At 39.8% G+C, this 24,810-nt stretch carries 22 protein-coding genes; 21 read left to right on the forward strand and 1 reads right to left on the reverse strand.

Features of this window, described 5'->3' with window-relative positions:
• Positions 1-67 precede the first annotated feature (67 nt).
• The 13 genes from Q4550_RS08385 (at position 68) to Q4550_RS08445 (ending at position 17,110) form a co-directional block, all read left to right on the forward strand.
• Entirely contained in the window at positions 68-1,429 is a 1,362-nt protein-coding gene (locus Q4550_RS08385) for an NAD(P)-dependent oxidoreductase (RefSeq protein WP_303531671.1), read from the forward strand.
• A 20-nt stretch (positions 1,430-1,449) separates the two neighbouring features.
• Positions 1,450-2,730: an NAD-dependent dihydropyrimidine dehydrogenase subunit PreA gene (gene preA, locus Q4550_RS08390; protein ID WP_303531672.1), complete on the forward strand. Its 1,281-nt coding sequence runs from the start codon at positions 1,450-1,452 to the stop codon at positions 2,728-2,730.
• Positions 2,731-2,745: 15 nt separating this feature from the next.
• Positions 2,746-4,164 carry a dihydropyrimidinase gene (gene hydA, locus Q4550_RS08395; protein ID WP_303531676.1) on the forward strand — a complete coding sequence of 473 codons (1,419 nt, stop codon included), beginning with the start codon at positions 2,746-2,748 and terminating at the stop codon, positions 4,162-4,164.
• 24 nt (positions 4,165-4,188) lie between these two features.
• On the forward strand, positions 4,189-5,670 hold the full coding sequence (locus Q4550_RS08400; protein ID WP_303531678.1) for an NCS1 family transporter: 1,482 nt from the start codon (positions 4,189-4,191) through the stop codon (positions 5,668-5,670).
• 4 nt (positions 5,671-5,674) lie between these two features.
• Positions 5,675-5,905 carry a hypothetical protein gene (locus tag Q4550_RS08405; protein ID WP_303531680.1) on the forward strand — a complete coding sequence of 77 codons (231 nt, stop codon included), beginning with the start codon at positions 5,675-5,677 and terminating at the stop codon, positions 5,903-5,905.
• A gap of 14 nt (positions 5,906-5,919) precedes the next feature.
• A complete protein-coding gene (locus Q4550_RS08410) occupies positions 5,920-6,162 on the forward strand; it encodes a hypothetical protein (RefSeq protein ID WP_303531682.1) in 243 nt (80 codons plus the stop codon).
• Between the two features lie 301 nt (positions 6,163-6,463).
• The gene (locus Q4550_RS08415) at positions 6,464-8,053 is read left to right on the forward strand and encodes a PucR family transcriptional regulator (RefSeq protein ID WP_303531685.1); all 1,590 of its coding nucleotides are present in this window, start codon (positions 6,464-6,466) and stop codon (positions 8,051-8,053) included.
• A gap of 111 nt (positions 8,054-8,164) precedes the next feature.
• Positions 8,165-9,631, forward strand: coding sequence for a CoA-acylating methylmalonate-semialdehyde dehydrogenase (locus Q4550_RS08420; protein ID WP_303531688.1), 1,467 nt, complete (start codon positions 8,165-8,167; stop codon positions 9,629-9,631).
• A 15-nt stretch (positions 9,632-9,646) separates the two neighbouring features.
• Complete coding sequence (locus Q4550_RS08425) at positions 9,647-10,984, forward strand: aspartate aminotransferase family protein (RefSeq protein WP_303531691.1); 1,338 nt, start codon at positions 9,647-9,649, stop codon at positions 10,982-10,984.
• Between the two features lie 130 nt (positions 10,985-11,114).
• Entirely contained in the window at positions 11,115-12,098 is a 984-nt protein-coding gene (locus Q4550_RS08430; RefSeq protein WP_303531694.1) for a quinone oxidoreductase family protein, read from the forward strand.
• Between the two features lie 494 nt (positions 12,099-12,592).
• Positions 12,593-15,451 (forward strand): 2-oxoglutarate dehydrogenase E1 component, encoded by a 2,859-nt coding sequence (locus Q4550_RS08435; protein WP_303531697.1) that lies wholly within the window; start codon positions 12,593-12,595, stop codon positions 15,449-15,451.
• The gene (gene odhB / locus Q4550_RS08440; RefSeq protein WP_303531699.1) at positions 15,444-16,745 is read left to right on the forward strand and encodes a 2-oxoglutarate dehydrogenase complex dihydrolipoyllysine-residue succinyltransferase; all 1,302 of its coding nucleotides are present in this window, start codon (positions 15,444-15,446) and stop codon (positions 16,743-16,745) included. Before Q4550_RS08435 ends, odhB begins: the two co-directional genes overlap by 8 nt.
• A 161-nt stretch (positions 16,746-16,906) precedes the next feature.
• The gene (locus Q4550_RS08445) at positions 16,907-17,110 is read left to right on the forward strand and encodes a DUF6501 family protein (RefSeq protein ID WP_194221665.1); all 204 of its coding nucleotides are present in this window, start codon (positions 16,907-16,909) and stop codon (positions 17,108-17,110) included.
• A gap of 108 nt (positions 17,111-17,218) precedes the next feature.
• On the opposite strand, the gene Q4550_RS08450 is transcribed toward Q4550_RS08445, so the two are convergent.
• On the reverse strand, positions 17,219-18,457 hold the full coding sequence (locus Q4550_RS08450) for a YeeE/YedE family protein (RefSeq protein WP_303531769.1): 1,239 nt from the start codon (positions 18,455-18,457) through the stop codon (positions 17,219-17,221).
• A 335-nt stretch (positions 18,458-18,792) separates the two neighbouring features.
• Here Q4550_RS08450 and Q4550_RS08455 point away from each other — a divergent pair, with 335 nt between their 5' ends.
• From Q4550_RS08455 to Q4550_RS08490, 8 genes are all read left to right on the forward strand, one after another.
• The gene (locus Q4550_RS08455) at positions 18,793-19,860 is read left to right on the forward strand and encodes a nitric oxide synthase oxygenase (RefSeq protein WP_303531701.1); all 1,068 of its coding nucleotides are present in this window, start codon (positions 18,793-18,795) and stop codon (positions 19,858-19,860) included.
• Between the two features lie 159 nt (positions 19,861-20,019).
• Positions 20,020-20,442, forward strand: a complete 423-nt coding sequence (locus Q4550_RS08460; RefSeq protein ID WP_306558401.1) for a DUF4395 domain-containing protein — start codon at positions 20,020-20,022, stop codon at positions 20,440-20,442.
• A gap of 147 nt (positions 20,443-20,589) precedes the next feature.
• A complete protein-coding gene (locus tag Q4550_RS08465; RefSeq protein WP_303531704.1) occupies positions 20,590-21,894 on the forward strand; it encodes a lysine N(6)-hydroxylase/L-ornithine N(5)-oxygenase family protein in 1,305 nt (434 codons plus the stop codon).
• 80 nt (positions 21,895-21,974) lie between these two features.
• On the forward strand, positions 21,975-22,166 hold the full coding sequence (locus tag Q4550_RS08470; protein ID WP_226613113.1) for a hypothetical protein: 192 nt from the start codon (positions 21,975-21,977) through the stop codon (positions 22,164-22,166).
• A gap of 90 nt (positions 22,167-22,256) precedes the next feature.
• Positions 22,257-22,391, forward strand: a complete 135-nt coding sequence (locus Q4550_RS08475) for a hypothetical protein (protein ID WP_255622435.1) — start codon at positions 22,257-22,259, stop codon at positions 22,389-22,391.
• Between the two features lie 135 nt (positions 22,392-22,526).
• Positions 22,527-23,354, forward strand: coding sequence for an aldo/keto reductase (locus Q4550_RS08480; protein ID WP_303531710.1), 828 nt, complete (start codon positions 22,527-22,529; stop codon positions 23,352-23,354).
• A gap of 82 nt (positions 23,355-23,436) precedes the next feature.
• Positions 23,437-24,006 (forward strand): hypothetical protein, encoded by a 570-nt coding sequence (locus Q4550_RS08485; RefSeq protein ID WP_303531713.1) that lies wholly within the window; start codon positions 23,437-23,439, stop codon positions 24,004-24,006.
• A 41-nt stretch (positions 24,007-24,047) separates the two neighbouring features.
• Positions 24,048-24,794: a pirin family protein gene (locus Q4550_RS08490; RefSeq protein ID WP_303531716.1), complete on the forward strand. Its 747-nt coding sequence runs from the start codon at positions 24,048-24,050 to the stop codon at positions 24,792-24,794.
• The last annotated feature ends 16 nt before the right edge of the window (positions 24,795-24,810 follow it).

Raw genomic sequence — 24,810 nt, forward strand, 5'->3', positions numbered from 1 at the left:
TGCTTTTTCATTTAATAATCTATTAGTTTATCAAGCGGAAAGCGTAATTTAAACAGGGGGGACGAATATGAATACAAGCGAACCAGCGATCCAAAAGGAACTGCAGAAAGGGTTTACTGAAGTTGTTCCACCTCTCACGAATCAGGAAGCATTTCAAGAATCTCAAAGATGTCTTTACTGCTATGATGCTCCTTGCATCAAGGCGTGTCCAACCGGCATAGATATACCAACTTTTATTAAAAAAATTGCATCAGGAAACATGAAAGGATCAGCAAAAACAATTATGACTGCAAATCCTGTAGGAGCGAGCTGTGCAAGAGTATGTCCGACGGAAGAACTATGTGAAGGTGCATGTGTGTTAAATCATTCGACAAAACCAATTTTAATTGGTAATCTGCAGCGCTACGCTACAGATTGGGCAATTAAAAATGATCAAGTGCTATTTAAACAAGGACAACCAAACGGGAAAAAGGTTGCCATTGTAGGTGGCGGCCCAGCCGGTCTATCAGCTGCTCGCGAACTTGCGCTACTTGGCTATAGTGTCACAATCTATGAAGCCGAGAAACAGGCAGGTGGACTTGATACGTATGGCATCGTGTCTTTTCGGTTACCAAAAGCCATTTCACTCTGGGAAGTGGAGCAAATTGAAAGGTTAGGCGTCACCATTAAAACGGGTGTGAAAATAGGCGTTGACCTTCCATTTGAAGAGTTAGTTTCTACAAATGACCGCGTTATTTTAGCAATAGGAATGGCAAATGTTCCAGATCTTCAAATTTCAGGGGAAGAAGCTGATGGTGTTTACGATGCCATTGAACTCGTCAAAATGACAAAGAATGCGCCATTTCCAACTCACTTAAAAGGAAAGAAAGTTGTTGTGATAGGAGCAGGGAATACAGCGATTGATGGGGCCACCTGCTCTGTTCGACTCGGTGCAGAAAACGTCAAAATACTTTATCGTCGATCTGAACAAGAAATGACTGCTTATGACTTTGAATATGAATTTGCCAAGCAGGATGGCGTTGAGTTTCGCTGGTTAACACAGCCGGTTGAAATCATGACAAATGAAACTGGCGATGTAGAAGGAATGAAATGCGTCAAGATGAAGCTTGGGGAAGCGGATGAAGATGGGCGAAGGAGGACAGAACCTATTCCGGATTCTGAATTTCTTATTGAATGTGATGCTGTGGTGAAAGCGATTGGCCAAAAGCGGCATCTTCCATTTATAGAAGAGCTTGGTCTTGCTCATCAAGACGGTGTCATTTTAATTAACCAAGAAACGATGGAAACATCGAATCCAAAAATCTATGCGTGTGGAGATGTTATTTTCGGAAAAGGACAGGGAGAAGCCATGGTTGTTTCAGCGGCTCAACAGGGGAAAACGGCTGCTTATCATATGCATGAAAGCTTAAAAGCAACGTACTCAGCGTAAGAGGAGAAAGGGGAATATCGATGGCAGATCTTAGAACGAATCTTGCGGGTATCACTTCACCGAATCCATTTTGGTTAGCATCCGCTCCGCCAACCAATTCCGGCTACCAAGTACAACGTGCATTCGAAGCGGGATGGGGAGGAGCTGTTTGGAAAACGCTTGGAGACCCGATCCTGAATGTTTCTTCGAGATACGCAGCCGTTCATTTCAATGGCCAAAGAGTAGCGGGTTTTAATAATATCGAGCTAATTACAGATCGGCCACTTGAAGTGAATTTGAAAGAAATCTATGAAACGAAGAAAAAATTTCCTAACCACGCCGTGGTCGCTTCATTAATGGTTGAGCCTAATCAGGAAGCATGGCATGAAATTGTTAAAAAGACGGAAGCAGCTGGCGTTGATGGCCTTGAGCTTAATTTTGGCTGTCCACATGGAATGGCTGAACGGGGAATGGGCTCTGCTTCAGGGCAGGTCCCTGAGCTTGTTGAGAAACAAACTTTTTGGGCAAAAGAAGCTGCAGAAACTCCAGTCATCGTTAAGTTAACGCCTAATATTACAGATATCACAGCGACGGCTGAGGCAGCTGTTAGAGGCGGAGCTGATGCGGTGAGTATGATTAATACAATTAATAGTCTTGCTGGAGTTGATATTGATACATGGCTACCGATTCCGCATGTTGGCGGAAAAGGCGCGCATGGTGGCTACTGTGGTCCTGCGGTTAAGCCGATTGCGCTAAATATGGTAAGTGAATGTGCGAGAAACAGCCGTATTAACGTGCCGATTTCTGGTATGGGCGGTGTATCTAACTGGCAAAATGCAATTGAATTTATGTTGATGGGTGCAAGCAATGTTCAAATTTGTACAGCCGCCATGCATCACGGCTTTCGAATTGTGGAGGATCTTATCGACGGATTGTCCTCTTACCTTGACGAACGAGGCATTCTTTCGGTCCAAGACATCATTGGGAAATCTGTTCCAACTTTCTCTGACTGGGGCAATCTTGATCTTAACCATAAAGTGGTGGCGCGTATTAACAATGACGTTTGCATCAATTGCAATAAATGCCACATTGCATGTGAGGACACTTCGCATCAATGTATCGATATGCTAAATGACCCAGATGGGCATGCGATTCTTCAAGTAAGAGAAGAGGATTGTGTAGGCTGCAATTTATGTTCCATTGTTTGTCCAGTTGATGGAGCAATCGATATGATTGAAGTACAAAGTGATTTGCCACAAATGACCTGGAACGAACGTCAATCTCTTATCGGTTCGCTTAAAGATATCAAAATATCCAAATAAGTAGGGGGATTTAAAATGAAAAAAATCATTCGAAATGGGACTATTGTAACGGCCAGTGAAACGTACCAGGCAGATATTCTAATATCTGATGGCATTATTTCTTCCATTGGGAAGAACATTGAAGAAGAAGGAGCTGAAATCATTGAGGCGAGTGATCGCTACGTATTTCCTGGAGGAATCGATCCACATACACATCTAGAAATGCCTTTTGGTGGTACGGTCTCAAAAGATGATTTTGAAACAGGGACGATTGCTGCAGCTTTTGGAGGCACCACATCTGTCATCGATTTTTGTCTTACTGAGAAAGGAAAGCCTCTATCAACAGCAATTAAGACATGGCACGACAAATCAAAGGATAAATCGGTCATTGATTATAGTTTTCATTTAATGATTAGCGAAATAAACGACAGTGTTTTAGAGCAGCTTCCTGACGTGATTAATCAGGAGGGGATCACATCTTTCAAAGTTTTCATGGCTTACAAAAACGTTTTTCAATCAGATGATGAAACCCTTTATCGGACTCTTTTAGCAGCTAAAGAACTCGGAGCATTGGTCATGGTTCATGCTGAGAATGGTGATGTGATTGAATATTTAACGAGAGAAGCGCTATCGAAAGGTCAGACTGAACCTATTTATCACGCATTAACGAGACCACCAGAAGTGGAAGGAGAAGCAACAGGTCGTGCGGCTCAATTAACTGGCCTTGCTTCTTCTCAACTATATGTTGTTCATGTTAGCTGTCAGGAAGCGGCTGATAAAATTGCCGAAGCAAGAAAGAAAGGCTATGACATCCATGGTGAGACTTGTCCGCAATATCTTGTTTTAGATCAGTCCTACTTAGAGAAACCGAATTTCGAAGGGGCAAAGTATGTATGGAGTCCGCCACTTCGTGAAAAGTGGAACCAGGAAGCTCTTTGGACCGCTCTTCGAACTGGACAGCTTGAGACGATTGGTTCTGATCAGTGTTCGTTTGATTTTAATGGCCAAAAAGACCTCGGTCGAGATGATTTTACAAAAATCCCTAATGGCGGTCCAATGATTGAAGATCGGTTTAGTATTCTTTTCTCGGAAGGAGTACTTAAAGGAAGGATTTCATTAAATCAGTTTGTTGATATTACTTCAACAAAATCAGCGAAGCTATTTGGATTATTTCCTAAGAAGGGGACAGTTTCAATAGGAGCAGATGCAGATTTAGTTATATTTAACCCTGAAACAAAACGCAAAATCTCTGCTGAAACACATCATATGGCTGTAGATTACAATGCCTTTGAAGGAATGGAAATTACAGGTGAGCCAGAGACAGTTCTTGTAAGAGGAGAATTCGTGATTAAAAACAAACAGTTTGTTGGTACACCGGGGTCAGGGAAATATATGAAGAGAGCCAAATATGGCAAGCTAAAAAACGTCACTGATAAGCCGATGATGATTCAGTAACAGACCGAAAAAGGGGATAGCTGAATGAAAAAAGATGAAAGCTATTTAAAGTCACCGGATCTTTTGCCCATAGCCCATAAAGATAGAAAGATAGGGACGGGCGGATTTGCAATGATGTGGGTTGGGATGGCTGTTGTTCTCGCCGCGTTTGCAATTGGTGGAGCCGGTGTTCAATCACTATCACTTACGTGGGTTGTAACGGCAACGATTATCGGAACCCTTGGGATTGGTTTGTTTATTACAGTTATAGGTGATATCGGTATTGAACATGGTCTATCCTTTCCGGTTTACATGAGGGCACCTTTTGGTACGATCGGTACACACATTCCTTCCATTGTGAGAGGACTTGCTGCTTCATTCTGGTTTGGAATCAATACGTATTTTGGTGCAACGGCAATGAACGCAATTCTAAATGTACTTTTTGGATTTGATAACTGGTTTGTGTGTTTTCTGATTTTCGCAACACTTCAGCTCGTAAACACTGCACTAGGTATCAAAGCAGTTGAACGATTCGCAGATCTTGCCGCACCAGTGATCATTATCATCTCTGTATGGATGTATGCTTCATTATCCGATCAGGCAGTTGCACAGGGGCGAGAAGTATGGGCGTGGATTGAAAGCCCTGTGACCGGTGGAGCAGCAGTTACTGCTTTTCTTGTCGTTATCTTTAGTAATATGGGATTTTGGGCAACCATTTCAGCAGACATTCCTTCTATATCAAGATTCATCAAGGCTCCTAAATTCGAGCAGAATTGGGTGAAGCGTAATAAAGGAACGTTAGTAGGTAGTATGATTGCGCTACCGATCACGCAAACCTTTATGGTTATTATTGGTGGTGTATCCTACATTGCTGTTTCGAATTATGATCCAGTCGTTGCACTGCAGGAAGCCGCCACTGGGTTAGTTCTAGGCATTTTATTATTAATGATCGTTCTCGCTCAATGGTCAACGAATGTATCTGCCAATCTAGTACCAGCTGCCACAATTTTCTCCAATGTAGGTGGACCTAAAATTCCGTTCTGGGCAGGTGTATTTATTGCAGGTATTATAGGATCAGTTGTTCAGCCGTGGAGCTTATTTAATATACTCATACCGATTTTGCTTATAGTTGGTGGTATCTTATCTGCGATTGTTGGAATTCTTTTTGCTGACTATTATCTTCTAAGAAAGCGTCGCGTCAACGTTCCAGATTTGTATGAGCAAAACGGTCAGTATCGTTATATGAACGGGGTAAATGCCGCAGGATTTATCGCCTGGGTTCTCGGAGGATTAGCTGCTTATTTTCTCTCAAACTATTCATTTCTTGTAGGCTTTATTGTAGGTGCTGGAACTTACTTTGTCTTAGCAAAATACTGGTGGTTTAAGAAATATGAACAAGCTGAAATGATAGACCCAAGTGATGAGAAATACCTTGGGATAACAGTTGGTCGTGATTGGACTATCATGAGTGACAGTGAATCTCATGCTGTTCAAGAAGTGGGGATTGCACTTGACGAAAGGAGCTAAAGAAATGAGAGAACATCAGCATTATATAATCGAACGCGAGAAGATCGACTATTTTATTGACCGTGGATATCGAATCAATGGTATTACCGAGAATTTAAGCGGGGCATTTATAGAGTTTATTCATAAAGACATGAAATCTGATGAAATTTCAAAAGAAATTCTTCATATACAAACCGCTGATGGGAGAAAATACTTCTCAGCTCTTCTTTTAAAACAGATGCAATCCGTTACTTAGAGAGGAGGAAGCTCATGGAGTACACCTTATATTCGAAGGATAGCGCTTATCCATGCGAAGTAACGATTGATGAGGAAAATGGTCGTTATATGATAAGAAAGGCGGATACGAGCGGAGAGATTTTCAATTCAGCAGCTGAGTTAACGCTCTGGATTCGATCAAATTGGAAAGAGACGGACTTCCGGAGTAAGAAGCAATATTATTATTTAATGGAGTTGTTAGACGAATACGAATGGGAAGTAGACACTGGGCATTAGTTGCCCGGTGTTTTTTACTTTTCGTGATTTAATGCAAATGAAGGATATCATACTCGAAATTTCAAAATTTCATATACCGTAATGTAATATAAAAAAATTAAGTAATTATGACTAATAATGTCATTATTTAGAGAATACCTAGAAATGATTTTCACGATGTAGTAAAGTTATCCTCACAAGATGTAAGCGTTATCACTAATGATGATTGAAAGATTATGTGCCGTAAAACACCCGTCTAGCAAAACTTCATGATTAGATTAACCATATAATCTTCAGAAGAGGAAGTGGTAGGATGCTGCGAATGACTAGTTTAACGGTCCATGAAGTGTTGGAGAGAGAACATTTTCATCATGCTACTGTCTTAGCTGGAAAAAACGGATTAGATCGAAGAATTAAATGGGTTCACGTTATGGAAGTAACCAGTGTAAAGCAGCTATTACACGGTGAAGAATTGATTCTATCCACAGGATTTGTTTGGAAAGATAACATAAGTGTTTTTCGCTCTATTGTCCAGCAATTGATACAAAGTAAAGCTGCTGGTCTTTGCATTGAAATAGGTACATACATGGATCATATCCCTTCAGAAATAATCGAACTTGCCGATCAGTATCATTTCCCCATTATTGCATTTACAAGAGAAGTTCGATTCGTTGATATCACACAGGACCTTCACTCCCTCTTAATTGCCCATCACTATCAAATGATTTCAGATCTAGAGCAGTTTTCACAGGAACTTAATAACCTTCTTCTTGTCCCAGGATGTTTAACTAAGATTTTAACGCTACTTTCCATGAAGACAGGTATGCAAGTGATTTATAATCCTAAAGAAGCTGAGCCTATTTTTGCGCCTGAAGCAACAGAAGAAAAAAAGGATACGTTTTTGCATTTTCTTACGATCCAACCAGAGGGTAAAGGTCTCGTGCTCCAACATGTTCGTGCAATGGATTATCACTTTGCGAATCTCATACTTGTCCCTGCGCAACATGCTTCGATTTCTGATTACGATATGCTACTACTTGATCGAAGTGCTACGGCTATCGCTCAATATCTTTTACGGGAATTATATATTGAAGAGAAGAAGCGAGCTCTTGAGACTGAATGGTTATACGATTGGATTGAAGGAAAGCATTCTGAAGAAAGTGTTCTATCCTATCTTGTAGATGTGGATGAAACACTTATTCCACGAGGTCTTCATGTATGCACGTGTAAATTCAAAAAACATCATGATACCTACACTTCTTCTCAGATGACATACTTTATGCTTCTCATGCGGTCTGTTTTTGAACAGGAAGGTTTCTTTGTATTATCGTTAACATCAAGGAATAAACTGATAATCATCATTCTAAACCGTCGATCTGAAGCAGATGTTGATCACCGTTTACGAGAGGCCTTTGAACGATTTCTTCAAAGCGACATCTTACAAAAAGAGTCTGTACCAGAAGTGGAGAAAATAGGAGTAGGTAAACATGTCCGTCTCTTAAAAGACATGCATAAAAGCTATGATTCATCTCTTGAGACTCTTGTCATGAATGAGAAACTATTCTCACAATCATCTATAGTGACCTACTACAATGACTTCCATATTTACCGTATGATCTTCCAACTAGCTAAGGGGAGAGAACTTAATGAATTTATGTTTGATTATTTAGACCCCGTTATGCAATATGATTCGAAGAATAATAGCAACTTACTAAATACGTTGAAAGTCTACATGTGTTGCAATGGATCAAAAAAGGAAACAGCTGAACAGCTTTACGTTGTACGACAGACCCTTTATCATCGGTTAGAAAAATTAGAAGAGTTACTTGGGAGTGATTTTATGTGCTCTCCTAAGCGACAAGCCATTGAATTCTCGTTACATGCCTACGATTATTTAAAACAAAATGGCTAAAATGTGCAACGTGTACAATAGGGTTCTCATCCATGTTACGTTTTGTCTAATGTATGAGTGCTATTACATCCCCTACAATAAAGATATGAACGAATCAAAGGAGGGCATGTAATGACAGTTGTAAAGAAGGAAACGGCCGTATTAAAAAACTTTGTTAACGGGGAATGGGTAAACGCCAAAAGTAAAGATACGCTTGAGGTCCCAAATCCTGCAACAGAAGAGAACCTCGCATATGTGCCACTATCGTCAAAAGAAGATGTTGATCTTGCTGTTAATGCTGCGACCACTGCATTTGAGACATGGAGCAAAGTTCCTGTTCCAAAAAGGGCACGAGTAATGTTTAAGTATCATTCCCTTCTAGTGAAAAACCACGAGGAACTAGCTGAGCTCGTTGTTAAAGAAAATGGAAAGAGTTATAAAGAAGCATATGGAGAAGTGCTTCGTGGTATTGAATGTGTGGAGTTTGCGACTGGAGCACCTTCTTTAATGATGGGAGACAATCTGTCTACGATCGCTGAAAGTATAGATTCAGAGATGTTCCGCTATCCTGTGGGTGTTGTTGGGGGAATTACTCCATTTAACTTTCCAATGATGGTACCTCATTGGATGTTTCCTCTTGCCATTGCCTGTGGGAATACGTTTGTTTTGAAGCCTTCTGAACGTACGCCCATTCTTGCTAACCGTATGGCGGAACTGTTAACAGAAGCTGGTTTACCAAAAGGTGTATTTAATATTGTGCACGGTGCTCATGACGTTGTAAATGGATTGATAGAACATGAAGAAGTAAAAGCAGTCTCATTCGTAGGCTCTCAGCCCGTTGCTAAATATGTCTATGAACAAGCGGCATCACGAGGTAAAAGAGTGCAGGCGCTATCTGGTGCCAAAAATCATCATATTGTGATGCCTGATGCAGATATCGAGAAGGCTGTTCAACAAGTCATTAGTTCGACATTTGGTAGTGCAGGTCAGCGTTGTATGGCTTGTAGTGCCGTGGTTATTGTTGGGGACGGTGAAGCGTTTATTTCTGCTTTAAAAGACAAAGCAAATGAATTGAAGATGGGGAATGGATTAGATGAAGAGGTTTTGCTAACGCCAGTCATTCGAGCATCACATCGTGAAAAAGTTCTTGGATACATCGATAAAGGTTTAGAAGAAGGAGCAGCGTTAATTCGTGATGGACGCAGTGACATGAAAGAGCATGAGCAGGGGAATTTTATTGGACCTACAATATTTGATGAAGTGACACCAGAGATGACGATTGCAAAAGAAGAGATTTTTGCACCTGTTCTTAGTTTATTACATGCTGATGGGATTGATGGAGCGCTTGGAATTCTTCGCAAATCTCGGTATGGAAACGGGGCAACAATTTATACGAAAGATGCAGGGGCGATTAGGAAATTCCGTGAAGAAGCCGATGCTGGCATGCTTGGCGTAAATGTAGGTGTTCCAGCACCTATGGCATTTTTCCCTTTTTCGGGATGGAAGGATTCTTTCTATGGAGATCTTCATGCAAATGGAAAAGACGGTGTGAATTTCTATACAAGAAGAAAAATGATTACAACTCGCTTTGACTACTAGAGGGGAGTGAAGAGTATGCATACTGCTCGCGAGAATCTTGCAGGAAAAGATGAGAAATACGTCTGGCATGCGATGCGTCCATATGATCCAAAGTCTACTATGGTGATTGAAAAAGCAAATGGTGCTTGGTTAACTGATTACGAAGGAAACCAATTTCTCGATGCTATGGCTGGGCTCTGGTGTGTCAATGTTGGATACGGTCGAGAGGAACTGGCTCAGGCAGCTTTCGATCAGCTTAAACAGTTATCTTATTATCCGTTAACGCATACACACGCCCCGGCTATTAAATTAGCAGAAAAGCTAAATGAGATGCTTGGTGGAGGATACGTTATCTTTTTCTCTAATAGCGGGTCTGAAGCAAACGAAACAGCTTTCAAAATTGCGAGGCAATACCATGAGCAAAAGGGAGAAGGAAGTAGACATAAAATTGTTTCCCGCTATAGAGGGTATCACGGTAATACAATGGGTTCATTAGCTGCAACAGGTCAGGCACAACGGAAATACAAATATGAACCACTTGGTCAGGGTTTTTTACATGTACAGCCACCTGACAATTACAGAGATCAGCAAAACCAAGAAGGGCAATCATCGGCAGTTAAAGCTGTTGATGACATTATGACATGGGAACTTAGCCAAACAGTCGCCGCTATGATTATGGAACCGATCATCACTGGTGGGGGTATTATTATGCCTCAACAAGAGTACATGAAGGCCGTGAAAGAAATATGTGAAAAGCACGGCGCTCTGTTAATTTGTGATGAAGTGATTTGTGGCTTCGGAAGAACAGGAAAAGCATTTGGCTTTATGAATTATGATGTGAAGCCAGATATAGTAACAATGGCAAAAGGTTTAACAAGTGGTTACCTCCCATTATCCGCAACAGCTGTTAAAGAAGAGGTCTACGAAGCATTTAAGGGAAAAGATTCTTATGATCATTTCAGACATATCAATACATTCGGCGGCAACCCAGCCTCATGTGCACTTGCCCTAAAGAATTTAGAAATAATGGAGCAGGAGCAGCTTTTTGATCGGTCACTTAGATTAGGTGATAAGCTAAAGAAGCAGTTAACAGAGCGCTTAGCCACTCACCCAAATGTTGGTGATGTTCGAGGGAAAGGATTATTGGTTGGCATCGAGCTCGTCGAAGACAAGAGCACTAAGAAGCCCTTATCAGTCAGTGAGCTAAATAAAGTAATCGCCTATTGCAAATCACAAGGTGTAATTATAGGGAAAAATGGTGACACGGTAGCAGGTTATAACAATGTTTTAACGATGGCTCCTCCACTAACGATCAAAGAAAAGGATGTCGATTTACTAGTTCAAACCGTAATTGAAGGTCTCCTACATTTATAAAAGTGCGCCGATGGCGCACTTTTAATTTGCGGGGGAAGTGGTTTCGGTTAAAAAGATTGAATATTTGAATATTTTATATTATAGTGAAAGTGTTATATACTGACTGGTTAGTTAAAAAGGAGGAATTGCAATGAAAGCGATCCAACTGAAGGAATTTGGTGGACCCGAAGTTTTACAACTCATTGACATGGATGTTCCGGAACCAAAAGGTCATGAAGTATTAATTGAAATTCAAGCTATTGGGGTTAATTATGCTGATACAGCGAGAAGAGAAGGTCAATATGTTGTTGAAACTCCGCTCCCTTACGTCCCTGGCTCCGAAGTAGCAGGTATAGTGAAAGCTGTTGGAGAGAAGGTGACTTCCTTAAAACCAGGATCATCTGTTGTGACGTTACTAGGCACGAAAAATGCGACGGGTTATGCAGAATTCACCCTAGCTGATGAAAGAGGGTTGATTGCCATTCCTGAAGGTGTTGAACCTCAATATGCTGTTGCGTTACCGCTACAGGGATTGAGTGCTTATCATACACTCAAAACTATGGGACGATTTGAAAATGGGGAAACTGTCTTAATTCATGCGGCTGCTGGTGGCGTTGGAACGATAGCCGTTCAACTCGCAAGATTATGGGGAGCTAAAACGGTTATTGGAACAGCGAGTAGTGAAGAAAAAAGAAACCTTGCTGCTGATATGGGTGCAGATCTCACTGTGGATTATACGAAAGAAGGATGGGAGCAAGAAGTCTTAGATGCAACAAATGGTAATGGAGTGGACGTTATTCTGGAAATGGCTGGCGGAGACGTTTTTAGAAAATCGTTGAAGTGTCTTGCTCCATTTGGACGCCTCGTTATTTATGGCGTGGCGAGCGGAGAACAAAGCCGCTTCTATCCATCCTCTCTAATGGAGAAAAATCAATCAGTGGTTGGTTTTTTCCTGCCACAAATGATGCGTAAACCAGTTCTTTATCAGAAGAGTCTCGAAGAATTGTTACAATATATGCAAAGTGGAGAATTGAAATTAACAATTGGTGGTGTATTTAATTTAGAAGAAGCAGCTGACGTTCATCGTATGCTTCAAGGGCGTCAAACGAAAGGAAAACTAATCTTAACACCTTAATTCAACATAAACAAAGCCGGCCTTTCAGGTCGGCTTTGTTTATGTAAAGCTAATATTTGTTAAGTAAGTAACACTTTGCTTTTCCAAATCCAACGAATATTTAACGAATCCTATAGGATGATTCAACTAAAATGAATCGCATTTCGTTCGTATACCACTAAAGAAATTAATCGATGTAAATATTCATTGGTAGAAAATCGATATTAGCTATTCACTATGGTAACACTTTGTGGTAATTTAGTATTGCACTGTGTTAATATTCGAAAAATTTTTCGACTTTTATCATTGTTTGTTGAAATTATTTTCGAGAATTTGCTTGAAAGTTTTGTGAGCAGTCTAAAATTATGCTAAAATACCAATGTAAGCGTTTTTTTAATTGAATGTTTCAAATCGCAAAATGAGTGTAAAGAACAAGTAAGAAACCATGCTTAAAGTGGTGTGCAATAAGTCCATTGCACTAATTGAGTTTAAACCCAGCAGGGAGGTAGCATGCTTTGAATACCAAACAGTCCAGAGTGGAACACCCATGGCAAGAATTTTATGGACCAAACCTTGGCTATGCCATTGAATTATATGAAAAATATCAAGAGGATCCTGAATCTGTTGATCCAGACATGCGTCAAAAATTTGACCAGTGGGGCCCCCCACCATCTTCACAAGAAGTTGTTGAAACTTCAGGTCAGCCAGCTAATCTCAAAAAGGTTATTTCAGCTGTTAAATTAGCCGACAATATTCGTACATATGGCCATTTAGCGGCGGCGATTAACCCACTCTCTAATGAAAAATCTGATCAGGATTTCATGACACCACAGAAATATGGTCTTTCCGATGAAGACCTGAAAGCGATTCCTGCACAAGTGATTTGGGAAAATGCTCCTAATGAAGTAAGCAATGGATTGCAAGCGATTCAAAAATTGCAAGATCTTTATACTAAATCCATGTCTTATGAGTTCACTCATGTTCATTCAGACGATGAGCGGAAATGGCTAGATGAAATGGTAGAAAACGACACTGTAAGTCGTACACTTACGAATGATGATCGTAAGGAGCTCCTACGCAGATTAACGGAAGTAGAAGGGTTCGAGAAATTCCTTCATAAAACATTTGTTGGTCAAAAACGCTTTTCAATCGAAGGCGTTGATGCTATGGTGCCGATGCTTGACGATGTTATTAAGTGTGGGACAAGTGATGGTGCAAAGAACGTTATGATTGGTATGGCGCACCGAGGTCGTTTGAACGTTCTAACACACGTATTAAACAAGCCTTACGAGAAAATATTCTCCGAATTTCACCATGCACCAAATAAGGAACTCGTTCCTTCAGAAGGTTCAATGGGAATTAACTACGGTTGGACTGGTGACGTTAAATATCACATGGGGGCAGACCGGAAATTTGAAGAGTCTGATACTGCTAAAGCAACGGTAACACTAGCAAACAACCCGAGTCATCTTGAATTCGTCGATCCTGTTGTAGAAGGTTATGCTCGAGCTGCTCAAGAAACACGTGAAGAAAAAGGTGAGCCAAAGCAGGACTTCCGTAAATCTTTTGCTATCTTAATCCATGGCGATGCGGCCTTCCCGGGTGAGGGAGTGGTTGCTGAGACGCTAAACTTAAGTCAGCTGAAAGGCTATCATACTGGTGGAACAATTCATATCATAGCTAACAACCAGCTTGGATTTACGACTGAAAGCACAGATTCTCGCTCTACAAAGTACGCAAGTGATCTTGCTAAGGGATACGAGATTCCAATTGTTCACGTTAATGCGGATGACCCAGAGGCGTGTCTCGCTGCTATGCACCTTGCATACGAATACCGCATGAAGTTTAATAAAGACTTTCTAATTGATCTCATCGGCTATCGTCGATTTGGCCACAATGAAATGGATGATCCGGCTGTAACGCAGCCTCATTTATATGAAAAGATTAAAAACCATCCTACTGTTCGAGCGAGCTATGCGAAGTATCTTACTGAGCAGAAAGTCATCGAGAGTGGTGATGGCGAGAAATATGATGAGGAAATTCTTGCGCAGCTACAAGAGCAATACAATAAGATGGCTAAGGGTGGAGAAGCTGATACAGATGTAAAAGAATTGCAGCCGCCTAAAGAAATCGTCAAAGGAATACCAACTATTGATACTTCTGTTCCACTTGAAACATTGAAAGATATTAATGAGAAGCTTCTAATTCGTCCTGATGGATTTAATGTATATCCAAAGCTTGAGCGAATTTTAAAAAGAAGACTTGATATGTTGGAAGAGGGCGGAAAAGTGGATTGGGCCCTTGGTGAAACCCTAGCTTTTGCTTCTATCCTTGGTGATGGAACTCCAATTCGTATTACAGGTCAGGACTCACAGCGTGGTACATTCGCGCAACGTCATCTCGTTCTTCATGATAAAGAAACTGGGGAGACGTTCTGTCCGCTACACGAAATACCGCAGGCAGAGTCTTCCTTTGCGATTCATAATAGTCCACTTTCTGAAGCGTCAGTCGTTGGGTTTGAATATGGATATAATGTGTTCGCACCAGAAACACTCGTTATTTGGGAAGCACAATATGGTGACTTTGCTAATGCTGCTCAAGTTATATTTGACCAATTTGTTTCTGCTGGAAGAGCTAAGTGGGGACAAAAATCAGGAATGGTTCTTCTACTTCCTCATGGTTATGAAGGTCAAGGACCTGAGCATTCAAGTGGTAGAGTCGAACGCTTCCTTACTTTAGCGGCGGAAAACAACTGGACAGTTGCCAATCTTACTAGTGCAGCACAATACTTCCACATATTACGAAGACAAGCTGCGATACTAGAGAAACAAGAAGTTCGTCCGCTAGTTATTATGACACCTAAGAGCCTACTTCGTAATCAACGTACATCATCACCTGGCTTTGAATTTAGTCAAGGTCAGTTCCTAAGCGTTGTTGAACAAGCGGGTCTTGGTGAGAAGAAGACGAAAGTCGAACGTATTGTTTTATGTACTGGTAAAGTAGCTGTTGACCTTGCAGCTGAAATTGAGTCATCTAATGAAAAGTATGACTGGCTACATGTGTTGAGAGTGGAGCAACTATATCCATTCCCAGAGGATGAAGTGAAGAAGATTTTTGAACGGTATTCAAATGTGAAAGAAATCATTTGGTTACAAGAAGAACCAAAGAATATGGGAGCATGGAATTATATTGCATCTCGAATTCACGATACAGCACCTGATGGAGTTTCCGTTAATTATGTAGGAAGACCTGATCGTTCAAGTCCTGCAGGCGGAGAACCTAACGTGCATAAGAAAGACCAAGAAAGAATTATTCAAGAAGTATTAGAACCATCCAAAACTGTTTCCCATCAAGGAGGTAATCGTCGTGATTGAAGTTAAAGTCCCAGAACTAGCAGAATCCATTACAGAAGGTACCATTTCTCAATGGTTAATCAAAGTAGGCGACAAAGTTGAAAAAGGTGACAACCTTGTTGAGCTTGAAACAGATAAAGTAAACATTGAAGTGAGTGCAGAAAATGATGGCGTGATTGAAGAACTTCTTAAAGAGCCAGGAGATAATGTTGAAGTAGGCGAAATTATTGCTTATCTTGGCAGCGGAAGTGGAGAAAATAGTTCTTCTGAAACAAAAGAAGAGAAATCCACTGAAAAAGCGGAAGCAAAACAGGAAGAAAAAGAAACACCTGAGGAAGCGAAATCAGAGCAAGAATCTAAAGCACATGCAACTGAATCAAATGAAGAAAAATCTGAGAATGGTCGCACTGTTGCTTCACCTTCTGCGCGTAAGCTTGCGCGTGAACTAGGTGTTGATTTAAACAATGTTGAAACACGCGATCCATTAGGACGTGTTCGCCCAGACGATGTCAAGGCACATGCAGATAAAGCGAACCAGAAAGAAGCACCTAAGCAAGGAAAGAAACAGGAGACTCCGAAACAAGAAAAGAAATCTCCTGATGCAAATGAAGGCAAGCCTGTAGAGCGTGTGAAGATGTCACGTCGTCGTCAAACGATTGCTAAGCGTCTTGTGGAAGTACAGCATACAGCAGCTATGTTAACAACGTTTAATGAAGTTGATATGACAGCAATTATGGAACTTCGTAAGCGTCGCAAAGACAAGTTCCTAGAAGATAATGATGTAAAGCTCGGATTTATGTCATTTTTCACGAAAGCCGTTGTTGGCGCACTGAAAAAATATCCACGTCTAAATGCAGAAATTCAAGATACTGATATTCTCTTGAAGAAATTTTATGATATCGGTATTGCGGTTGGAGCAGAAGAAGGACTTGTCGTTCCTGTCGTTCGTGATGCAGATAAGCTATCTTTTGCTGGAATCGAACAGGAAATTGGTAACCTTGCAAAAAAAGCGCGTGATAATAAATTGAAGCTCGATGAACTTCAGGGTGGTTCATTCACTATTACAAATGGTGGGATTTTCGGATCTATGCTTTCGACACCGATATTGAACGCTCCTCAAGTTGGTATTCTAGGAATGCACAAAATTCAATGGCGTCCTATGGCAATTGATCAGGAAAGAATGGAAAACCGTCCGATGATGTACATCGCTCTCTCATACGATCATCGTATTGTTGATGGAGGAGAAGCGGTTAGCTTCCTTGCTAAAATTAAAGACCTTCTTGAAGATCCAGAACAGCTACTTCTAGAAGGGTAATGTAAGAAAGAACCTGAATCTCATCGATTCAGGTTCTTTTTACATCAAGACAGTGGCTGATGTTACGATTTACTTGTTTTAAAAAGGAATAGATGATCTTCCTTTATCTTATTGGTTCTGTCATGTAAAATAAAAAGAAAGTCGAAAGGGAGTGAAACAAGATGATTCATCATTCATGGAAAGAAGCACCTACTATTAAAAATGTGAAATGTGTACATACAGATGCAAAGAAGTATATGGTCAATCGCGTATTAACAGAAGGTAAAACATATGAAGTTAAGAATGAAACAGAAGAGTTTTTATTTGTAGTTGATAATAGTGGAAAAGTCGGCGGATTTTATAAAGAGTATTTTGAGGAAATCTAGTATTCCATATTGTTTAGACCAGATCATGAATGATCTGGTCTTTTTATTGTACGAAATGATTTTTCACCTTTATGAAGGACACTAGATAATATCAAGTGCCCAGTTATGTTAGCAAAATTGATCGTCTTTTTTAGGGTTTTTCAAACCGAATAGTGGTCTTAAATAAAGCGCAACATATGAACCTGCAAGAGCTACAATCATCCATACCCAGCCATGAAGGCTAAAGGATGCAATCCCGCCAAAGTACGCCCCTATGTTACAGCCGTAGGCAAGACGAGCACCGTAGCCCATTAATAACCCGCCGATAATAGAAGCAGCAGCTAATTTCAGTGGAACTCTTCTCATAACGAATGCGCCCCCAGCACCTGCTGCAACAAAAGCACCTAAAATGACACCGAAGTTCATGACGCTAGTTGAATCTGTAAGAATCGATTGTTCAAGAGCAGCAGCTTTTCCTCCAGACCAATAACCCCATTTCGTGACATCTATGCCAAGAAACAGCGCAATCTTAGATCCCCATAGAGCAAAAGCTGATGTAATCCCCCAAGGATTTCCACGCGAGATAAGTGTTAATGCATTTAGGATACCGAGGGCAATGGCAGCTGTCCAAATCGGCCATGAGCCGCGGAAAATCCGTTTCCATCCAGTTGATGTCGGCAAAGGTTTCATCTTAGGGGGCTTTCGTTTCTTTGCAATGCTTCTTACAACAATGAATATGATAGCAAATAAAAATAGTTGGGAAATCCAAGCACCAAAATATCCTAAGCCTGTGTCTTCTGCTAACGAGATTGCCTCAAAGGATGGCATCTGATTTACCCAGAAATCAAAGTGCCAGGCACCAATGACAGATCCAACAATGAAACCAAATAACGTTAGCAGCATTTCAGATTTTCCCCATCCAACTGTATAGAGTGTCCCAGAAGCACATCCTCCACCAAGTTGCATGCCTATACCAAATAGAAAAGATCCTACTACAACACTAGTTCCCACTGGAAAAACATATCCTGTTGGATTTGTATCAAATAAACCAAAACCATTTGCGAGTATTGGCGCAAACAACGTACTAGCTACAGCTAACATAAGCATGTGTGATTGAATAGCTGTCCCATTGCCTACACTTAGAAGTTGTCTGAAGGCGGAAGTGAATCCAAATCTTGCATGTAAGAGACAGTACCCAAGTGATAGGCCTAAACCAAACAGCACAAATTGTTGAATGCCTTGATCCAGCCACAGAATTAGTGCTAGTAAACCAATAATGATAAAGCCACCTGTTAACACAGGTTTTTGTGGCGCTTTTAAAAACGGTAATTGTAAATTCGTTTTTGAACGATGAATCGGCTGTTCCATAGCCATATAAAATGCACCTCATTCCGATGTATTTAGTATGAATTGATTTTTACATCCTACATGATATTTCTCTTTCTGTAAACAATTACGTGTTCTTTCCTAAAAGCTATTACAATGTACGGTTTCACTTGGATGAACAAAACAACGAGGTATGAACAATATAAATAAATATCGCTTCTTAAAACCGACCATTTGATATGTACCATTCGTCCTATATATAAGGGGTGTGATATAATATTTCTGTGCAAAATGAAGTCTTTTCATAGGATTAATAGAACGATATTCAGCTTAAGATCAGGTGTTACAACCGTCTCAGGCTATTGGAGGTTGAGACAATGGAAAAAGAACAATTATTAGTTAGTGCATATGACTTTGTCGATCAAGCTTATTATGAATTAAACAAATATCCAGCCGAATTATTAAAACGAAAAACTGAAATAAATAGAGAGATTACCGATACAGGAGCTTATACTCATACATATGAAGAGCTAGTTCAAGGTGCAAAAATGGCTTGGAGAAATAGCAATAAGTGTATCGGTCGCCTTTTCTGGAATACGATGACGGTTGTAGATGCTCGATCGGCTTGTACTGTAGAAGAAGTATCTGAAGCATTAATAAATCATATTCGAATGGCGTCAAATGGGGGTAAAATTAAACCTTCCATTACCATTTTCGCACCTGGTAAAGTGCAAATTTGGAATCATCAACTCATACGTTACGCAGGTTATGAAACCGAAGATGGCATCATTGGTGATCCTGATTCAATATCGTTTACTAAGAAAGTAATGGAACTGGGGTGGAAAGGAGAAGTGACGCAACACGACGTTTTACCGCTTGTTTTTTGTATAGATGCTGGAAGTCCAAACGTCGTCGAGATCCCTACTACTGAAGTTATCCAGGTACAAATTAAGCATCCGGAATATGATTTTTCTCCTTTAAACGTTAAGTGGTATGGTGTGCCTATCATATCAGATATGCGATTAGAAATCGGAGGGATCCATTACAATGCAGCCCCATTCAATGGCTGGTATATGGGCACAGAAATCGGGGCTAGGAACCTTGCAGATAAGAATCGATATAATCTTCTACCAGAAGTCGCTAAAATCTTAAATCTCGATACTCGTTCGAATGCGACGCTTTGGAAAGATCGCGCTTTAGTTGAGTTAAATCGTGCTGTTTTGCATTCCTATCAAGAGGAAGGTGTTAGTATCGTTGATCATCATACTGCTGCAAAACAATTTCACAAATTTGAACAAAATGAAGCGAAAGCAGAACGCGAAGTAACGGGGAATTGGACTTGGCTCATCCCGCCTGTATCGCCTGCTACAACGCATATTTTTCACAAACCATATAAAAATAAAATTGTAACTCCTAACTTTTTTTATCAAGACAAACCATACTGAAAAGAGTCTTGAACGTACATATGGGGCATTGATATTTGATGCTAACTTTAAAAACCACTTGTCGGTGGTTTTTTCTTATGAGCATTAGACTATACAAAAGTCTTAAAAAGCAGTATCCTTTAATATAAACATATTCCTATAAGAAAGGTTGGTATTAAATTGCCTTCATCTATACCTAGACCTCTAGTGAGACTAAATCAATCGTTTATTTTTATATTTGCTACGTCATTTGTCTTTTTTTATCACTGGTTATTTCTTATTATTCCTCTCATTGTTGGAATAATGGGGCTACTTATGAACTTTAATCCGGTTATGAAGACGGGTAAACTTTTCTTAAAGAAACCTGTTAATCAATATATTCCTGAAGATAAAGATCAACAGCAATTCAATCAAAAAATAGCTGTGACGTTGTTGTCTGTTTCATTAATTGCCTATTTCCTTAACGTGAACTGGTTAGCGATCACGTCTGCCACTATGGTAGCTCTTGCTTCACTAATTGCTATCCTTGGTTTTTGTATCGGTTGCTTTGTTCGCTTTCAATGGAAGCAGTATCAATATCGTCGTTCTCAACATTCTTCTTGAAAACAGCCTAATTAGGCTGTTTTTTTAGTGTTGAATTGTATGTGAAAAATGCTTTTTAATCTCTCGCTTTTTAGAAAAAACAGATAATAGCATTTCTGGTATAATAAAAGGAGATATTAGATGCAAGAAGAGAAAGGATAGGATTGGATGAAACAGAAAGTATACGATTTAATTGGTGTTGGGATTGGACCATTTAATTTAGGGTTAGCTGCTTTGATGGATCCCATTAAAGAAATGGATACACTTTTCTTTGAGCAGAAGGAACAATTCAATTGGCATCCGGGAATGTTGATTGAAGGGACACGGCTCCAAGTACCTTTTATGGCGGATCTCGTCACAATGGCTGATCCAACTAATCCGTATAGTTATTTAAATTATTTAAAACATCATAATCGTTTGTATCATTTTTATTTTCTACAGCGTCTTGAAATGCCACGTAATGAGTACAATCATTATTGCCAGTGGGCAGCCAATCAATTGGAAAGCTGTCAATTCGGCTCGAAGGTATTAGCTGTAGTTCCAATAGGTAAACCAGTCGAGCATTATGAAATTACGGTTGAAAAAATTACCACTGGTGAAACAGAAACATATGTAGCCAAAAATATGATCCTTGGAGTAGGGACTATTCCGTCATTACCTAAGGCGTTGCAGGATCTACCTGAAGAAGACGTTTTTCATTCTTCCACATTTCTAGATCATATAGAGCGGTGTGAAAAGGCCAAGAAAATTACGGTTATTGGGTCCGGGCAAAGTTCTGCAGAAATTTTCCGTGAATTATTAAAAGAAAGACAAGAGTACGGGTATTCCCTTAATTGGGTAACAAGGTCTCAAGGATTTTTCCCAATGGAAGAAACGCGATTAAGTTTAGAGCACTTTTCTCCTGAATATGTTGATTATTTCTATGATCTTCCTCAGGAGCAAAAAGATGATATCTTTAAAGGACAGCAGTTATTATATAAAGGCATTAGTCCTCATACTATTACCGATATTTATAACCTCCTATATGAACAGTCCGTGGGAGGTAAAGATATGGATGTAATGCTAATGCCATTAACTGAAATCAATGGAGTTAGAGAGAAAGAAGATGGAACAGGGTATGAAGTAGAATGTCGACAATGGCAAAAAGGAGAAAATTTCCTTTTGGACAGTGAAGTTATTATTGCTGGTACAGGATACCGCCCGTTGATTCCTAAGTGCCTTCAAGATTTAGAAGAGATCATTGATTGGGATGAGCAGGGGCGATACCATGTCTCAAAAGATTATCGACTTAACTTAACTTGTGAAGCTTCTTCTCATATTTTTGTTCATAGTGGCATGCAGCATACTCATGGTGTGGGATCAACGAACCTCGGTCTTGCTGTAAATCGAAATAAAATCATTATTAATCAACTAGCTGAGAAAGAAATATATCCAGTTCTAGAAGGAAATATTTTTCAACAATTTGAACTATAAGATGAAAACCAGCCAAATTGGCTGGTTTTTTGTATGAAAATAACCTTTTGATAGAAACTAATGTAAAGGAGGAGTGCCATATGGAGAAAAATGCACGAGGTTATGTTCAAGATAGCTGTAGGGCTCTTGAAGAAGCGAGTAAATATTTAGAGGATGCTCTTTCGACAGTTGAAAAAGGGCAAAATCGTGATCGAATTCAACAGTCTCTAGATGAGTTGATGACTGTTCAGACTCATTGTAACGAGACTGCAAACGTTCTAGAGCAGCGATAAATTTTTTTTTGAGTAAATTTGTAAATTATAGTTTTAGCTCAATTAAAATCGGAAATGGTGAACTAACGCTTTACACAAGGAGGGAAAACAATGAGTCTTTTATTTGGAAAAGGCATGCAGGCGTTCGAACAGGACGCTAAAGCAGAGAAGGAAAAAGTTCAAACGTCTCCTACTGCTCAATTTAACAAGAAGTCTAGATTGAAGCAAAAACCTACGAAAATATAGCCATCCTTTTGGATGGTTTTTTTATTTCGCATATTTTGTTTAAGCACGGACATTCATTTACATAAAAATGTGTAAGATTGAAAAAAATGGGGAATAGTTCGATTGTGATACAAAGTAAATTGGAGGAGATCTTAAATGGCTAAACAATGGACAACAACCACATTACACAACGGTATTAAAATGCCAACACTTGGCTTAGGCGTATGGAAAATGGAAAACAATGAAGAAGTGAAAAACGCGGTTAATGCTGCCATTGATGCTGGGTATAAAGCGATCGACACAGCAGCAGCTTATAAAAATGAGGAAGGCGTTGGTGCTGCGATTAAACAGAACGGCATCGCTCGTGAAGAACTTTTTATTACTTCAAAAGTATGGAATGATGATCAGGGTTATGAATCGACAATAAAAGCCTTTGAAGAAACTATTTCAAAACTTGGTATTGAGACGCTAGATCTTTACTTAATTCATTGGCCGGTAGAAGGGAAGTATAAAGAAACGTGGAGAGCTATGGAGAAGCTTTATAAAGACGGTCGTATTCGCGCTATTGGCGTTAGTAATTTCCATCCGAATCACCTTGAAGATCTAATGAAGGATGCAGAAATTAAGCCAATGGTTAACCAAGTTGAATTTCATCCACTTTTAAATCAACAAGAGCTTCGAGACTATTGTAAGCAACATTCCATTCAAATGGAAGCATGGTCACCACTTGCTCAAGGGAAATTATTGGATCATGAAGTGGTTAAAGGCATTGCAAAGCAACATGGCAAATCAACTGCTCAGGTGATTATTCGTTGGGATCTTGAACATGAGGTCGTAACAATTCCTAAATCTTCGAATCCAGAGCGCATTAAACAAAATTTTGATGTTTTCGATTTCGAATTAACAACTGATAATATTAGAGCTCTTGATGAGCTAAATCAAAATGAACGAATGGGACCTGATCCTGATAACTTTGATTTCTAAAATAAAGCCGGCCAAAGTGCCGGTTTTTGTATGCAACCATTTCCTTTTGGCCTCGTCTACAATTAAAAGGGGGGAGTAAAGAGTGGGGAAGTGGATTATCGGAGCAACGATTATCGTATTAATTGTAGGTTTTTTTACAGGGGTTTGGTTTACAATGATTCGTAACAATTATCCAGAGGCAGAAACAACAGAATCTGTTTCAATTCAGAAAATAGAAAAACACTCGAATGAAAACGGATACAAATTAGGTGAGCCTTATGTTGAAAAAGATATGGATGGGAATGAAATATTTAGACTAGAAGTAAATAGAGTTGATCAAATTCCAGGACAAGAAGATTTACCTGAATTAGAAAAAAAGAAAAAATATATTGGATTTGAAATTTACTCAAAAAACTTCGATGAGGCTGCAATTGACTTTAAGCCATATTACTCGAAACTAAAAGTAAACAGTTCTCATATAAAACCAGAGGAATTTGTCATTATCGATCAAGATGGTTGGAACAAATATTGGATAAAGGGAGGAGGTTCTTTTCGAATCGTCTTAATTTATGCAATCGACCGAAATGCTAAAGAAATGACATTAATCATTACACCAGAGTTTTCTTACAAAGACCTTTTATTTAAAGTTGACAACACTTTGGATTCAAGATAAAATTATCTCGAATTCGAGATAAATACAAGGTGGTGATTTATATGTTGATTCAGCGGTATAACGTAGATCAACAAGGTGTAGGGCAATTTGACAGAGGAAAAATCACAGAACAAAAACCAATTGGTTTTCCAGGTGAAGGCTCTGAAGTGAATCGAGTAGGTCCTTTATTTTATTGGGCATGGGCGAAGTCTGAGCATGAAGGATACATCCCGCTTCATCCTCATCAAGGTTTTGAAATTATTACTTATGTGATCAGTGGGAAGGCTGAGCATGGAGATTCACTTGGTACAAGAAGTATCGTAGGGCCTGGTGGTTTACAAGTGATGCAGACAGGTTCTGGTGTATCCCATGAAGAGGGGTTTGTTGGCCCTGATATGCAAGGGTTCCAAATTTGGTTTGAACCTCATTTAAGAGAAGCTCTTCGCAGGAAACCTACCTACCAACAATTTGAGCATGAAGAGTTTCAGATAGACGTTCAGGAGGGATTACGTGTTAAGGAAATACTTGGAGACGACTCTCCTGTAGCTCTCGAAACAGACGTTCATATGTGGGATATCCATATAAACCATCCAATCATTTATAATCAACACATTGGGAAAGGGCGTTCAGTAAGCATCTTAGTTTTAGAAGGAAGAGGACGGATAAACGAGACTTCCTATGAAGCTAAGGAATTTTTTGTTATTGAAGCAAACGAGTTAGAAGAAATGAACATTCAAGCAGAAACAGAAACAAGGCTTATTGTCATCGAAGTGCCGACTACTGTCAACTATCCTTTGTATCGAAAATAGAAAATAAGCTTTTTCC

The sequence above is a fragment of the Anaerobacillus sp. 1_MG-2023 genome (genome assembly GCF_030547345.1).
GTDB classification, from domain to species: Bacteria; Bacillota; Bacilli; order Bacillales; family Guptibacillaceae; genus Guptibacillus; species Guptibacillus hwajinpoensis_B.

Bases quoted from the DNA above. Each gene is read 5' to 3' on its own strand.
- Q4550_RS08385 (WP_303531671.1), top strand. From the start codon at position 68: ATGAATACAAGCGAACCAGCGATCCAAAAGGAACTGCAGAAAGGGTTT.
- preA (WP_303531672.1), top strand. From the start codon at position 1,450: ATGGCAGATCTTAGAACGAATCTTGCGGGTATCACTTCACCGAATCCA.
- hydA (WP_303531676.1), top strand. From the start codon at position 2,746: ATGAAAAAAATCATTCGAAATGGGACTATTGTAACGGCCAGTGAAACG.
- Q4550_RS08400 (WP_303531678.1), top strand. From the start codon at position 4,189: ATGAAAAAAGATGAAAGCTATTTAAAGTCACCGGATCTTTTGCCCATA.
- Q4550_RS08405 (WP_303531680.1), top strand. From the start codon at position 5,675: ATGAGAGAACATCAGCATTATATAATCGAACGCGAGAAGATCGACTAT.
- Q4550_RS08410 (WP_303531682.1), top strand. From the start codon at position 5,920: ATGGAGTACACCTTATATTCGAAGGATAGCGCTTATCCATGCGAAGTA.
- Q4550_RS08415 (WP_303531685.1), top strand. From the start codon at position 6,464: ATGACTAGTTTAACGGTCCATGAAGTGTTGGAGAGAGAACATTTTCAT.
- Q4550_RS08420 (WP_303531688.1), top strand. From the start codon at position 8,165: ATGACAGTTGTAAAGAAGGAAACGGCCGTATTAAAAAACTTTGTTAAC.
- Q4550_RS08425 (WP_303531691.1), top strand. From the start codon at position 9,647: ATGCATACTGCTCGCGAGAATCTTGCAGGAAAAGATGAGAAATACGTC.
- Q4550_RS08430 (WP_303531694.1), top strand. From the start codon at position 11,115: ATGAAAGCGATCCAACTGAAGGAATTTGGTGGACCCGAAGTTTTACAA.
- Q4550_RS08445 (WP_194221665.1), top strand. From the start codon at position 16,907: ATGATTCATCATTCATGGAAAGAAGCACCTACTATTAAAAATGTGAAA.
- Q4550_RS08450 (WP_303531769.1), bottom strand. From the start codon at position 18,457: ATGGAACAGCCGATTCATCGTTCAAAAACGAATTTACAATTACCGTTT.
- Q4550_RS08455 (WP_303531701.1), top strand. From the start codon at position 18,793: ATGGAAAAAGAACAATTATTAGTTAGTGCATATGACTTTGTCGATCAA.
- Q4550_RS08465 (WP_303531704.1), top strand. From the start codon at position 20,590: ATGAAACAGAAAGTATACGATTTAATTGGTGTTGGGATTGGACCATTT.
- Q4550_RS08470 (WP_226613113.1), top strand. From the start codon at position 21,975: ATGGAGAAAAATGCACGAGGTTATGTTCAAGATAGCTGTAGGGCTCTT.
- Q4550_RS08475 (WP_255622435.1), top strand. From the start codon at position 22,257: ATGAGTCTTTTATTTGGAAAAGGCATGCAGGCGTTCGAACAGGACGCT.
- Q4550_RS08480 (WP_303531710.1), top strand. From the start codon at position 22,527: ATGGCTAAACAATGGACAACAACCACATTACACAACGGTATTAAAATG.
- Q4550_RS08490 (WP_303531716.1), top strand. From the start codon at position 24,048: ATGTTGATTCAGCGGTATAACGTAGATCAACAAGGTGTAGGGCAATTT.